Below are 13,137 nucleotides of genomic sequence, written 5' to 3' on the forward strand. Positions count from 1 at the left end.
TTATTCAATCCATTTTAAATCTGATCCAATTGCATCTTTTATATTAGATAATTGATGGTTATTGAGTTGCTTTATAATTCCTTCAAGTATATCTGGTACTAATTGCGGACCCTTATATATCCATCCTGTATAAAGTTGAATTAATGATGCTCCAGAACAAATTCTTTCCCAAGCTGACTCAGGACTATCTATTCCACCAACGCCAATTAAAATAATCTTTTTATCAATATTATGTATATGTTTTATTATTTGATTTGCTTTTTTTTGGAGAGGCCTTCCACTTAATCCTCCATTCTCTTGAGAGAGTAATAGTCCGGTTTGCCTGATCTTTCTATTTTCAAGACCTAATCTATCAATGCTGGTGTTTGTTGCAATTATCCCATCGATATTTTCCTCGATTATTAATTGGCAAATATCTTCAATATCTTTAAGGCCTAAATCTGGCGCAATTTTTACAAATAATGGTGGACAATTAGGTAAGTTTTTAATTTCTCTAAGAAGTTCTTTTAGAAGTATTGGATCTTGTAACTTTCTTAGTCCTTCGGTATTTGGTGAACTAACGTTTATTGCTGCGTAATCACAATATGGAATTAATAATTTTAGAGAAGTTAAATAATCATCTTTTGCTTGAGATAAACCTGTAATTTTTGACTTCCCGAAATTTATCCCTAAACAAATATTTTCCCTGTTTTTTTTAAACTCAATACCTTGTTCAAGAAAGTTTTTAACTAGATTTTCAGCGCCATTATTATTAAAACCCATTCTATTTAATGCCGCCTCTTCTTCTGCTAATCTAAACAACCTTGGTTTGGGATTACCTTCTTGAGCAAACTTAGTTACTGTACCAAGTTCAGCAAATCCAAAACCAAAATTTTTCCATATATTTGCGGCATTTCCATTTTTGTCAAAACCCGCAGCTAAACCAATTGGATTACAAAAATTTATTCCACATATGTTCTGAGTTAACCTTTGGTCAGTTATAGAAAATTCTTCATTTAGATTTTTTAGGATATGTGAAACTAATGGCCAATTATATTTTCTTGAACTGAATGATAGAAGATTAAGAGATAAATTAGTTAAATATTCTGCATCGATTCCGGAGTCTTTTTTTAGTATAGGAGTAACCAAGTTTTTATAAAGATTTTTAAATACCCCCTTTTGTTCATTCATAAAAAATCAGGATTCTTTTTTTCTATTATCCAATATTTTTCACCTTTAGGAATCAATATCCAATTACGCCATTCAAAAGGTAAATATTGTTTTATCTTTAAGTGGTTCTCTTCCCCTAATAAGTTAGTTAGTTCTGATGAACTTAATAAGTATTTTTTTTCTGCAAATTTTTGAATCAATTCATTTCTTGAAAATAAGTCCTGAATTTCTGTAGGTGCACTTTTTTCAAAAAATTCTACTGAAGATTCAGACTCTTTTGAGTTACTTTTTAGAGATATACCTTTGCTATAGTTAGTCGCGATTTTATCTACCCTATCATTTTGTTTGTCACCGCTATGGCCTTTAACATATTCCATTACAAGACCATTAATTCTTAATTGATCAATTTTTTGCCATAAATCAAGATTTTGAACTGATTTTCCTGAGCTTGTTTTCCATCCATTTCTCTTCCAATTAATAATCCATTTTGTATACCCTTCTATGACATATTTACTATCAGTTCTTAATTTAAAGTTTTCTTTTAATTTAAAGGTTTTTAATTTCTCAAGTGTTTTTATAGCCGCAGTGAGTTCCATTCTATTATTGGTTGTATTTTGCTCGGAACCCCCTATCTCTAATTCACTTTTGTCGTCAAAAATTATTAGACCACCCCAACCACCTGGACCTGGATTACCACTGCAGGCTCCATCTGTTGCAGCTTCAATTGCAATACTATCAATATTCATAATTTTTGAAGCCGATATTAAAGTCTATCGGCTTGAAAAAATATTCTCTTACTTAAGTGTAACTTTACCGCCAGCTTCTTCAATCTCTTTCTTTAAAGATTCAGCATCTGCTTTAGCAATTCCTTCTTTTACTGTTTTTGGTGCAGATTCAACAAGTGCTTTTGCATCGCCAAGACCTAGACCAGTTGCATTTCTTACAACCTTAAGTACTTTGATTTTTGCAGCTGCATCAAAGCTTTCGAGAACTACATCAAATTCAGTTTTTTCTTCAGCAGCGCCACCATCTGCGTCACCGCCAGCTGCTCCTGGAGCTGCCATTACTACACCTGCAGAAGCTGCAGCAGATACACCAAAAGCCTCTTCAATTTGCTTTACAAGCTCAGATGCTTCTAAAAGTGATAGAGATTTTAATGATTCAAGAATTTCTTCAGTTTTTGCGGACATTTTCTTAAAAGTTAATTAGGTTTTGAATTTAAGATTCTGATTTTTCAGAATGTTGTTTAAGTGATCTAGCAAGTCCAGAAGGTACTTCATTAATAGAGATTGCAATTTTTGTTGCAACGCCATTAAGAGCGCCAGCAATTTTTGCCATCAATACTTCTTTAGATGGAAGACTTGCAATTTCTTTTATTTCAGAATTGCTTAGAAGTCTGCCTTCAAATAAAGCTCCTTTGGTTTCGGATTTTTTGGTGTCTTTTTGAAAAGATTGGATAGCTTTTACAGCACCACCAACATCTTCTTTTATTAAGACAAAAGCATTTGTTCCGGTCAGTAAAGATTCAAGATCATTCCAATTACTATCTCCATCAATAGCTTTACGCATTAATGAATTTTTAGTAACTTTGCAAATGCCGTTAGTTGTTTGCAATCTAGATCGCAAATCTGACATCTCCTTGATAGTTAAACCTTTGTAGTCAAGAACTACAGCCATTTCCGAGTCGTTTAATAGAGATTTAATCTCAGTAACGATTTGTTGCTTATTCTCTAGTGTTCGGCCCATTGATGTTTTTTTGGATCGTAATTTAGGGAGAGCAGGAAATGCGGCAAAGTCCTTTTAAAGAGGCCGCTTTTATTAGATCCAAAAAGAAATAATTTAAGACGAGTCCTCGGTAGGAATTAAAAATTTAGAATAACTAAATCAACCTACTTTCTTTGGCCGTATTATTGCACTTTAAATTATACTACAAAGCGTTAACCTTCAGGTTGGTAATCTTGTACAGCATTTATATCAACTTGAACTGAAGGCCCCATTGTTGAAGTTACATAAAAAGTTTTCCAATACCTTCCCTTAGCTCCACTTGGTTTATTTTTATCAATTGATTCTTGTAAGGTTTTTAAGTTGTCAAAAAGAGCCTCTTTTGTGAAACTTGCTTTTCCAAAGCGGACATGAACAATTCCAGCCTTATCTGCTCTAAATTCGAGCTTACCAGCTTTGAATTCTTTTATTGCATTAGCAATGTCATTAGTTACTGTCCCAGCTTTAGGATTTGGCATTAAACCTCTAGGTCCTAAAACTCTTCCTAATTTTGCAACCTTTGGCATCATATCTGGAGTTGCAATAAGTAGATCAAACTCCATATTTCCTTTGTTGATGCTTTCCACAAGATCTTCTTCGCCAAATAAATCTGCACCAGCAGCCTTAGCTTTAGATACATTCTCACCGCTAGTAATTACTGCAATTTTGATGCTTTGGCCAGTACCATGTGGTAATGCAACAGTGGTCCTTAATTGTTGATCAGTATATTTTGGATCAATACCTAAACGTATATGTGCTTCAATAGTTTCATCAAATTTTGCATTAGCATTTTCCTTGATAATACTTAGAGCTTCAAGTGGTGCGTAAATGCGATCTTCTATCTTTGTTGATAGAGCCGCCATTCTTTTGGATAGTTTTTTCATAATAATATTGGGTACAAACGGTTATTAACTAACCTCCCCTAAAAAGTGAGAAATTTTGTATTGAACTCAATCAGTGATAGAGATGCCCATATTACGAGCAGTACCCTCAATTACTTTCATTGCTGATTCAACACTAGAACAGTTTAGATCAGGAAGCTTAGTTTTGGCTATCTCTTCTAATTGAGATTTACTTATGTTCCCAACAGAGCCTTTTGCGGATTCACCTGATCCTTTCTCTATCCCAGCTGCTTTTGTTATTAAGACGGAAGCAGGAGGTGTTTTTGTGATAAAAGTAAAGCTTCTATCTTCAAAAACAGAAATCTCGACTGGAATTACAAAACCTGCTTTATCTTGTGTCCTTGCGTTGTATTCTTTGCAAAATGCCATGATATTGACACCATGTTGTCCTAAAGCTGGTCCTACAGGAGGAGCAGGATTTGCTTTGCCTGCTTGTAGAGCAAGCTTGATAACTGCAACAATTTTTTTTGCCATTAGATTAGAGAATTTAAGCTGAGGTAGAAATCATAATTTTACTCGATAAACAATAACAATTAGAAATTAATTCTGTTTATTGATTTGGGAGAATTCTAATTCTACAGGAGTCTCGCGCCCAAATATTGAAAGTAATGCTTTTAATTTATTTCTTTCTCCGGAAACTTCTATAACTTCTCCCTGGAAATCCTTGAATGGACCACTAGTTACAATGATTCTATCTTTTTCTTCAATATCTAACTTGATTACAGCTTTTTTCTCAGACGCACGCTTGAATATTCTATTAACTTCTTGTCTTGATAATGGTCTAGGTTTGATATGACCTCGCGATCTTCCGCTTCCTCTGCCGTCTTCAGCACCTACAAAGTTAATTACATTTGGAGTACTTTTAACAGCCATCATTGTATCTTCATCCAAAATCATTCTTACGAGGACATAACCTGGAAAAACTTTTTCTTCAGTAGTTTGTCTGCTTCCATCTTTTTTTAATTTAATTCCTGGAGTTTGGGGAATTTCAATTTCAATGATTCTATTATTAACACCTAAAGTTACTGATCTCTGCTCAAGAGTCGCTTTTACTTTTTTTTCACAGCTTGATGCTACTTGAACTGCATACCATCTTGCAATGCTTGTATTTGCTTTTGAAGAAGCAAGGCTTGTAGTTAATTCATTACTCATTTTTCTGGAAGCTTAATTAAGATTTTTATTAATGGATATTCGGGAAATAATTCAACCAAAAATTTGCGAGGCTGCCCATCCATAGAATCTGCTAACAGAAGCAATTGCTGCAGCAGAAAACGATACCATAATTATAACTGCTACTGATTCGCTAAAAAGTTGTTGTTTGTTAGGCCACACGACAAGTTTAAGCTCATCGTAGGTAGAACTAAAAAAATTATTCTTTTTTTTAGGCTCTTCAACTTCAGGAGAATCCTTTTTAAGAGGTTCTTTATTAGTAGTGGGACTTGTCACAAAATTTTTTTTTGAAATTAAGCTATACGCTTTAGTTTTTATTTTAGCTTATTGATTTACTCCTCAGCCAGGTTTGAAAACGATCTCATCTCTTTTAGAAGGATTAAGTTTAATTGTTATATTTTTTTTGTTTTTGAAGTTATCCTCTAACAGTTTTGCAGCCAATGGATTTTCTATTTGTCTTCTAAGTTCCCTGCTAAGTGGCCTAGCACCATATTCAGGTTCGTAAGAATCGTTTGCAATTTTATTGATAACTTTTTTGTCTATAACGATATTTATTTTCTGTTCAAGTAGCAGTTTTTTTAAATCTTCTGTTTGTAAAATGATTATTTTTTGAAGTTCATTAATAGATAATGGATTAAACTTTACTACTTCGTCAATTCTATTTAAAAATTCAGGTCTAAAAATTGAAGACAATGTATTACTAATGGAATCGTCTAAGGTTTGTTGGTCTTTTTCTGACTTTTCCTCACTTTTAGAAATCTTTTGTGAATACTCCAGTATAGATTTACCAGCTAGGTTGCTTGTCATAATGATAACGGTATTTTTGAAGTCTACGGTCCTTCCTTGAGAGTCCGTTAATCTTCCTTCATCCAAGACTTGTAAAAGGATATTAAAAACTTCTGAATGTGCTTTTTCTATCTCATCAAGAAGTATTACTGAATAGGGTTTACGCCTTACAGCTTCAGTCAATTGACCTCCCTCTTCATAACCAACATAACCTGGAGGAGCTCCCAAAAGTCTTGCTACGGCGTTTTTTTCCATATATTCACTCATGTCTAATCTTAAAAGTGCGTCTTCTTCATCAAATAAAGCTGTTGCAAGAGATTTTGCTAATTCTGTTTTACCAACCCCTGTGGGACCCATAAATAAGAAAGATCCGATAGGTCTTTTTGGACTTTTCATGCCAACGCGAGCTCTTCTAATTGCAGCAGAAACAGCTTCTATAGCTTTTTCTTGTCCAATAACTTTTTCACTTAATTCTATTTCTAGATTGACTAATTTCTTTCGTTCATTTGAAACTACTTTAGAGATTGGAATTCCTGTGATTTTTGAGATAACATCAGCAATATCATCAGGTTCAACTTGATATTTAAAAGGGAAATTTCTATTTTTCTTTATTTTGTTAAAGTTCTCTTCAACTTTTTGTATTTCATCCTGTATTCCACTTAACTCTTCTTCAAGCTTTTCTAAAAAATCAAGATCTTTTGCAATATCCTGATTAGATTTTTCTTTAATTAGTTTGGATAGCTTATCTTCTTCTTTAATTAAAATAGATAATTGCTCCATTCCCTCACGCAAATGGCTCCAATTGTCAAACAGAGCGTCCAATTTTGCCTCTGATTGTTGCCTCATATTCAATAGTTTTTCTTGAGTTTCAATATTTTCTCCATGCAAATTCTTCAGTTTTTCATTAATAGTATGAAGCTTGTTTTCTTGTTGGATAATTATTTGAGGCTTATCACTTGATTCGATTTTTAGCTGTGCAGCTGCTTCATCAATTAAGTCTATTGCTTTGTCAGGAAGACATTTATCGCTGATGTATCTATCTGCTAACCTTGCGGAATAATTTACAGCCTCTTCAGAAATTCTTATGCCATGATGTGATTCATATTTCTTTTTGATACCTTGTAGTATTTTTGCGCTCAATTCTACTGAGGGTTCATTAACAGTTATTTTTTGAAAGCAATTATTCAATGCTTGATCTTTTTCTATAGTTTCACGAAATTTCTCAGGTGTCGTTGTACCGATGCATCTAAGTTCTCCTTCAGCAAGTAAAGGTTTTAAAATATTACTAATTTCTGTAGTAGATCTGTCAGAACTTAATATTGAGTGAATTTCATCAATAAATAAAATCATTCCTTGGCTTGGATCTTTTAGTTCCTGCAGTATTAAGCTTAGTCGTTCCTCTAGTTGGCCTCTAAATTTTGTCCCGGAAACTAAAGCTCCTAAGTCAAGTGAAATAATTTTCAAATCTTTTAAAGAATCAGGAACTTCTTTATCTACTATTAATTGGGCAAGTAATTTTGTAATTGAGGTTTTACCAACTCCAGGATTACCGATGAGTATGGGATTATTTTTGTTTCTTCTGCAGAGGACCCTCATTAAGTTATTGATCTCATTTTCTCTTCCTATTACAGGATCCAGTAGACCCTTTTCAGCTGATTCTGTTAAATCTTTTCCATAAATTGAAAGAGCATTTTCATCTTTCCCAACTTGTTTTTTGGTTTCAATTTGAAGTTCACTTTTAGGTAATGGAACAATAGCTTTTTCAAATTTTTCTTCTTTAACTAAAGTCTCTTTGTTTGATTCAAAATTAGATTGATTATTTATATCAATTACGTTCTTATATCTTAAAGAATCTTTTGATTGATTAATATTTGGGAAAAACTTTAATTCTTCCTCTAATTTTTCCATTGAAAGATTGCCTTCTTCAAAAACATAATTTCCAATTCTTGAATCCCTTCCAAGAGCAATTAGTAAATGAGGGATTTCTATTAATCTCGATCCCCATTGAATTTTAATCTGATTCGCATTATCTAATAAAATTTCTAAATCTTCTCCGATAGTAAAAATATCTGACTCATTTGTTGGTGTCTCTTCTAAAAAATCTTCTGTTATATCTAAAACTGTATCTTGGTCGATTGATAATTTTTCAATGAAAGCAAAAAATTCACTTGATGAGAACAATGTATGAATTATGTGTTCAATGTTAAATTCGCTATGATCCCATTTTTTTGCTGTTTCTTCACCTAATAAAAGAAGATTCCAACTGATATCGCTAAAAAGTTCAGGACTGGATGTAAGTGTTTCTCTCATAAAATATAGAGATTATAGTTGACTATTAATTAATATTCTAAATAGGATTTGCATTAATAATAATCTTATAATTTTCAAATTGTAAGATCAACTTGAAAAATATGCTTATGAGAGGGGTTGCGAAGACTTTGGAATTAATAAAAGCGTTAACTAATATCTAAGTTTTTCTGAAATTATGAAAAATTATAATTGGTTAACATATATATTTCAGATATTAGCCAAATAGTTCAGCTATTTATAGGATTTAAGTAGTAATAATTAAATTGTGAAAGAAACTATTGATTTTCTTATTGATACTATTGAAGCAAGGCAAGTCCTTGATTCAAGAGGTAATCCAACTGTAGAGGCAGAAGTATTTTTGGAATGTGGTGCGAGTGGTAGAGCTATTGTGCCTAGTGGAGCTAGCACTGGTGCTCATGAGGCACATGAATTAAGAGATGGTGGTTCCAAATATATGGGGAAGGGTGTTTTAAATGCTGTTAACAAAATTCATGAAACAATATCCCCGGCTCTATGTGGATTGTCAGCTTTAGATCAAATTGCAGTTGATAAATTAATGATTGAAATTGATGGAACTCCTAATAAGTCTAACCTTGGAGCAAATTCAATCCTTGCAGTAAGTCTTGCAACTTCCAGAGCATCAGCAAATGCTTTAGACATTCCCCTGTATAGATATCTTGGAGATCCATTATCTAATCTTCTTCCAGTCCCATTGATGAATGTAATAAATGGTGGTGCTCATGCACCAAATAGTCTTGATTTTCAGGAATTTATGCTTGTCCCACATGGAGTTAATAATTTCAGTGAATCATTAAGAATGGGTACTGAAATTTTTCACTCATTAAAATCATTACTTGATCAAAAAGGTCTATCTACTGCTGTAGGCGATGAAGGTGGATTCGCACCTAATTTATCATCAAGCGAAGAAGCAGGGGACTTATTAATCGAAGCAATTCAAAAAGCCGGATTTAAGCCTGGTGAGCAGGTATCTCTAGCTTTAGATGCTGCTAGTACTGAATTTTATAGTGATGGTATTTATAAATATGAAGGGAAAAGTTTAAATAGTTCTGAGATGATTTCATATCTTTCAAGATTAGTTTCTAATTATCCAATAGTTTCAATAGAGGACGGTTTAGCAGAGGATGATTGGGAGGGTTGGTCAGAATTAAACAGAGAATTAGGAAATAAAGTTCAGCTTGTCGGCGATGATTTATTCGTCACTAATACAGAAAGGCTAAGGAAAGGGATTATGGAAAAATCTGCAAATTCAATCCTAATAAAGGTAAATCAAATTGGAACATTAACTGAAACTTTGGAAGCTATTGAGTTAGCTAAAATGTCCGGTCTCACAAGTGTTATTAGTCATAGAAGTGGGGAGACTGAAGATACAACTATTGCTGATTTATCTGTGGCCACAAGATCGGGTCAGATCAAGACAGGCTCTTTGAGTAGAAGTGAAAGGATTGCAAAATACAATAGGCTTTTAAAAATTGAGGAGGAATTGGGAAATCAAGCAAGATTCGCCGGAGCTTTAGGTTTGGGTCCAAAAAATATATAGTTTTTCAGCGCTTAAGTTTTTCTAAACGTGAGCCTTTTCTCATACTTAATTGGCATTTTATCCAATCAATACTTATTGGTAGTGCAAAAAAAAGTGGCAACAATGCAAAATTATTTTGTTTATTGGTTACAAGTAAAGCAGATGCAATTGATAAGCTTCCTATAAGAATTGAATGGCCTAAAGTTTTTTGAGCAGTAAACATTTTTTTGAATTGCCTATCAGACTCTCCCATTCTTATTTGTAATTGTAGATCGCCCTGCTCTAATCTTTCTAAGCTTTCATCTATTCTTTTGGGTATTCCAACAGCTTTTGATCCTAGTTCACCTACTTGCCTTCCAAATTGGTTAATTAAATCGTTAGGAGTTTGATTATTTGAAGTCATAAGTTCTATTAAATAAGGCTTGGTAACTGATACAAGGTTAAACCCTGGGTCAAGCATTCTACCAACTCCTTCAAAAGTTGATAAAGCTCTCATCACAAAGATTAAATCTACTGGCAGTTGAAATGGTGTTTCATAAACAAGTTCGTATAAGTCTCCAGATAATTTTTCGATAATATTTGGACTAAATGGTGGAGTTAAAGCTTCTTTAAGCATCAATCTGACTAATCTTCTGACTGGCCCTACATCAATATCTTTTGAAATTAGCCCAGCTTGTTGTAATTGACTAACAAGTGATGAGGCGTCTCTTAATGCAGCAGCCTTAACCATTCCCCCTAATCTTGTTTGAAGATTATTTGAGATATTGCCCATCATTCCAAAATCATAAAAAATCAATTTACCTTTATTTGAAACTGCTAGATTCCCTGGATGAGGGTCTGCATGAAAAAAACCGTAATTTACTAATTGTTTTAAATAGCTGATAGCACCTATTTCTGCAATTTTTGGCAAATCAATTTCTTGAGATTGTAATTTTTCCAAATCGCTGATTTTTGTTCCTTCTAGATAACTTAAACAAAGCACTTTTTCACTGCTCATATCCCAAATCACTTCAGGAACTTCAATATTTTCATCATCAAGAAATTGCTGTCTAAATCTTGCTGCATATTGTGCTTCACAATTAAAATCAAGCTCCTTCATGAGAACTTTCCTACACTCTTTTGCGATCTCAACCCAGTTTCTCCCGCGACTCCAATTCTTATTTTTCTGTAATAAACCTGCTATTTGCTGCATTATCCTCAAATCGATAATAAATAATTCTTTTAAATTGGGCCTTTGAACTTTAAATACTACTTTCTTACCATCTTTTAGAGTCGCCTTATGAACCTGAGCTAATGATGCTGATCCAACCGGATCGCCTACTATTTGATCTATTTTATTAAACTTTGATCCTAATTCTTTTTTGATAGTTTCTTCAACTTGCTTAAATGAAAAATTAGGAACTTGATCCTGTAATTTAGATAATTCTTGTATCCAGGTATTAGGAATTAGATCAGGTCTAGCTGATAATAATTGTCCAATTTTTATAAATGCTGAACCAAGCTTAATTAATTGATTAGTAAACCACTTAGCTCTTTTTATTTGAACCTTACTTTTTTGATTGCTCTTAGTTTGGAAAATTGTAAATCTAATATTATCTATCCACAAATTTATTAAAAGTGAAATTAGAGTTATCCAAATAAGAAAGGCCCTCTTCAATTTTTTTAAACGATAATGAAGAACGTGATAACTCATTTAATTTGATTATTTATGGATTTATTAAAGAGATCTATTTGCTTATTGATACATTCAATTTCATTTAAAGATATTTTTATATTGGAATCTTGATAAGTATTGTTGGTCTCATTTTCTTGAATATTTTCGGCTTTCTCCATTCTTGAGGCTTCTTCGATTATGGATTCTTTCAAACTATCAAATTCTTTTTTGAGAATTTCAGGAGCATCCTGAGCAATAGTTGTTGCTTCTTCTATTTTTTCAAACACTATCTCATTTAATTTTTCGGTTACTTTCTTAATAGCAGCTTTTAAAAGGTAATCAGAGTTGGTCATAAAAAAATATAATGTTTCTACGGCAATTGATTTTTCGATATGACCTAATAATAGATCAAGACAGAACATTTCACGTAACTGATCATTTTGATAATTAATTTTATAAAGTTTTCCTATGTAAGTTTGTTTCTATATTATGCTTTTTTCTTTTTTTTCTTTTAACTTATATCTATACATGAGGTTAGGTATTTACATTAAAGATATCTTCTAACCAAAAACTCATCTAATTAATTATTAAAAAGGAGTTTTATTAAATTGGAAATTATTGAGTCAGATGTAGTTATTATCGGAGGAGGCCCGGCCGGCTGTACTTGCGCACTTTATACATCTCGTTCAAACCTAAAGACAGTAATTTTAGATAAGAATCCATCTGTTGGCGCTCTAGCAATAACTCATCAAATAGCTAATTATCCAGGAGTTCCAGTTGATATAAGTGGAGAGAAATTACTTACTTTAATGAGAGAACAGGCTGTTCAATACGGAACAGACTATAGGAGAGCACAAGTGTTTGGAATAGACGCTAGTGGAGAATGGAAAATGGTATATACCCCCGAAGGCACTTTCAAAGCTAAAGCACTTGTCCTTGCAAGTGGAGCTATGGGTAGGCCTGCATCATTTAAGGGCGAAGCAGATTTTCTTGGTAAAGGAGTAAGTTATTGTGCTACTTGTGATGGTGCTTTTTATAAAAATAGAGAAGTTGCCGTTGTTGGAGTGAACAAGGAAGCAATTGAAGAGGCAACTGTTCTAACTAAATTTGCGTCAACTGTGCATTGGATCACATCAAGTGATCCTAAATCAGATAATGAAGAAGCTATGGAATTGATGGATAATTCAAATATAAAACATTGGAGTAGAACAAGATTATTAGAAATATTGGGTGATGATATGGGTGTTAATGGGGTTGTTGTAAAAAATAAGCAAGAAGAAAACCCTATTAATTTAAATTTAGATGGAGTCTTTGTCTATATGAGTGGTTCAAAGCCGATTACTGATTTTTTAGGGGATCAAATTGCTTTAAAAGAAGACGGAGGAGTTATTGTGGATGACTTTATGTCTACAAACTCTGATGGAGTATGGGCTATTGGTGATATAAGAAATACACCATTTAAGCAAGCCGTTGTTGCGGCTTCTGATGGATGTATTGCTGCAATGTCAATTGATAGATATTTAAACAGTAGAAAAAATATAAGAGTAGATTGGATTCATTCTTAAAAATAAATTTTCTTCTTTAATTTAAAGGGGTGTTGCCTCAGAAATATAAGCAACTCCTCCGTAGTAGCTTAAATCGTCTCTGATATTATCTCTCATTTTATCTATTAATTCTTGTTCGCAAAAAACAATTACATGAGCATTTGAACCTAATCCTGTGAATTCCATATCTTCAGTAACAACTCTTTCAGGCCCTCTGCCTGTGGCGTGTTTCATAACTGTATATCCAGGAACATTAGCTTTTTCTAATGTTTTAATGATTGCATCTAGTTCTCTTTCACTAAATATCAAGTCTAATCTTTTCAT

14 protein-coding genes are annotated in these 13,137 nt (G+C 33.0%); 2 read left to right on the forward strand and 12 right to left on the reverse strand.

The window, feature by feature from the left end:
- From HA151_RS01025 to HA151_RS01065, 9 genes are all read right to left on the reverse strand, one after another.
- Nucleotides 1–1,170, reverse strand: a complete 1,170-nt coding sequence (locus HA151_RS01025; protein WP_209105723.1) for a quinone-dependent dihydroorotate dehydrogenase — start codon at nt 1,168–1,170, stop codon at nt 1–3.
- Entirely contained in the window at nt 1,167–1,895 is a 729-nt protein-coding gene (gene rnhA / locus HA151_RS01030) for a ribonuclease HI (RefSeq protein ID WP_209105724.1), read from the reverse strand. Before rnhA ends, HA151_RS01025 begins: the two co-directional genes overlap by 4 nt.
- Before the next feature lie 48 nt (nt 1,896–1,943).
- Nucleotides 1,944–2,339, reverse strand: coding sequence for a 50S ribosomal protein L7/L12 (rplL, locus tag HA151_RS01035; protein WP_011817694.1), 396 nt, complete (start codon nt 2,337–2,339; stop codon nt 1,944–1,946).
- 28 nt (nt 2,340–2,367) lie between these two features.
- A complete protein-coding gene (gene rplJ / locus HA151_RS01040; RefSeq protein ID WP_025925885.1) occupies nt 2,368–2,895 on the reverse strand; it encodes a 50S ribosomal protein L10 in 528 nt (175 codons plus the stop codon).
- A gap of 191 nt (nt 2,896–3,086) precedes the next feature.
- A complete protein-coding gene (gene rplA, locus HA151_RS01045) occupies nt 3,087–3,794 on the reverse strand; it encodes a 50S ribosomal protein L1 (RefSeq protein WP_209105725.1) in 708 nt (235 codons plus the stop codon).
- 66 nt (nt 3,795–3,860) lie between these two features.
- Nucleotides 3,861–4,286 carry a 50S ribosomal protein L11 gene (gene rplK, locus HA151_RS01050; RefSeq protein WP_209105726.1) on the reverse strand — a complete coding sequence of 142 codons (426 nt, stop codon included), beginning with the start codon at nt 4,284–4,286 and terminating at the stop codon, nt 3,861–3,863.
- A 66-nt stretch (nt 4,287–4,352) separates the two neighbouring features.
- Nucleotides 4,353–4,964 carry a transcription termination/antitermination protein NusG gene (gene nusG, locus HA151_RS01055; RefSeq protein ID WP_032517322.1) on the reverse strand — a complete coding sequence of 204 codons (612 nt, stop codon included), beginning with the start codon at nt 4,962–4,964 and terminating at the stop codon, nt 4,353–4,355.
- Between the two features lie 51 nt (nt 4,965–5,015).
- Nucleotides 5,016–5,258, reverse strand: a complete 243-nt coding sequence (secE, locus tag HA151_RS01060; RefSeq protein WP_025953063.1) for a preprotein translocase subunit SecE — start codon at nt 5,256–5,258, stop codon at nt 5,016–5,018.
- A 63-nt stretch (nt 5,259–5,321) separates the two neighbouring features.
- Nucleotides 5,322–8,078 (reverse strand): ATP-dependent Clp protease ATP-binding subunit, encoded by a 2,757-nt coding sequence (locus tag HA151_RS01065; protein ID WP_209105727.1) that lies wholly within the window; start codon nt 8,076–8,078, stop codon nt 5,322–5,324.
- 265 nt (nt 8,079–8,343) lie between these two features.
- Here HA151_RS01065 and eno point away from each other — a divergent pair, with 265 nt between their 5' ends.
- Entirely contained in the window at nt 8,344–9,636 is a 1,293-nt protein-coding gene (gene eno, locus HA151_RS01070; RefSeq protein WP_209105728.1) for a phosphopyruvate hydratase, read from the forward strand.
- A 4-nt stretch (nt 9,637–9,640) separates the two neighbouring features.
- Here the strand turns inward: eno and HA151_RS01075 are convergent, their stop codons facing one another.
- Together HA151_RS01075 and HA151_RS01080 are read right to left on the reverse strand one after the other, a co-directional pair.
- Nucleotides 9,641–11,308 carry an ABC1 kinase family protein gene (locus tag HA151_RS01075; protein WP_209105729.1) on the reverse strand — a complete coding sequence of 556 codons (1,668 nt, stop codon included), beginning with the start codon at nt 11,306–11,308 and terminating at the stop codon, nt 9,641–9,643.
- Entirely contained in the window at nt 11,305–11,622 is a 318-nt protein-coding gene (locus tag HA151_RS01080; RefSeq protein WP_209105730.1) for a hypothetical protein, read from the reverse strand. The genes HA151_RS01075 and HA151_RS01080 overlap by 4 nt, the downstream gene beginning before the upstream one ends.
- Before the next feature lie 255 nt (nt 11,623–11,877).
- Here HA151_RS01080 and HA151_RS01085 point away from each other — a divergent pair, with 255 nt between their 5' ends.
- Nucleotides 11,878–12,834, forward strand: a complete 957-nt coding sequence (locus HA151_RS01085; protein ID WP_025913212.1) for an NAD(P)/FAD-dependent oxidoreductase — start codon at nt 11,878–11,880, stop codon at nt 12,832–12,834.
- A 21-nt stretch (nt 12,835–12,855) separates the two neighbouring features.
- Here the strand turns inward: HA151_RS01085 and HA151_RS01090 are convergent, their stop codons facing one another.
- Nucleotides 12,856–13,137 (reverse strand): P-II family nitrogen regulator, encoded by a 282-nt coding sequence (locus HA151_RS01090; RefSeq protein WP_025906060.1) that lies wholly within the window; start codon nt 13,135–13,137, stop codon nt 12,856–12,858.

The organism is Prochlorococcus marinus XMU1419, from assembly GCF_017695955.1.
GTDB lineage: Bacteria > Cyanobacteriota > Cyanobacteriia > PCC-6307 > Cyanobiaceae > Prochlorococcus_A > Prochlorococcus_A marinus_AD.

What these genes read in the sequence shown, in the direction of transcription:
- rplJ (WP_025925885.1), bottom strand. Translation starts at nt 2,895, where the DNA reads ATGGGCCGAACACTAGAGAATAAGCAACAAATCGTTACTGAGATTAAA.
- HA151_RS01090 (WP_025906060.1), bottom strand. Translation starts at nt 13,137, where the DNA reads ATGAAAAGATTAGACTTGATATTTAGTGAAAGAGAACTAGATGCAATC.
- rplA (WP_209105725.1), bottom strand. Translation starts at nt 3,794, where the DNA reads ATGAAAAAACTATCCAAAAGAATGGCGGCTCTATCAACAAAGATAGAA.
- HA151_RS01025 (WP_209105723.1), bottom strand. Translation starts at nt 1,170, where the DNA reads ATGAATGAACAAAAGGGGGTATTTAAAAATCTTTATAAAAACTTGGTT.
- rplL (WP_011817694.1), bottom strand. Translation starts at nt 2,339, where the DNA reads ATGTCCGCAAAAACTGAAGAAATTCTTGAATCATTAAAATCTCTATCA.
- HA151_RS01065 (WP_209105727.1), bottom strand. Translation starts at nt 8,078, where the DNA reads ATGAGAGAAACACTTACATCCAGTCCTGAACTTTTTAGCGATATCAGT.
- HA151_RS01080 (WP_209105730.1), bottom strand. Translation starts at nt 11,622, where the DNA reads ATGACCAACTCTGATTACCTTTTAAAAGCTGCTATTAAGAAAGTAACC.
- rplK (WP_209105726.1), bottom strand. Translation starts at nt 4,286, where the DNA reads ATGGCAAAAAAAATTGTTGCAGTTATCAAGCTTGCTCTACAAGCAGGC.
- nusG (WP_032517322.1), bottom strand. Translation starts at nt 4,964, where the DNA reads ATGAGTAATGAATTAACTACAAGCCTTGCTTCTTCAAAAGCAAATACA.
- rnhA (WP_209105724.1), bottom strand. Translation starts at nt 1,895, where the DNA reads ATGAATATTGATAGTATTGCAATTGAAGCTGCAACAGATGGAGCCTGC.
- HA151_RS01075 (WP_209105729.1), bottom strand. Translation starts at nt 11,308, where the DNA reads ATGAGTTATCACGTTCTTCATTATCGTTTAAAAAAATTGAAGAGGGCC.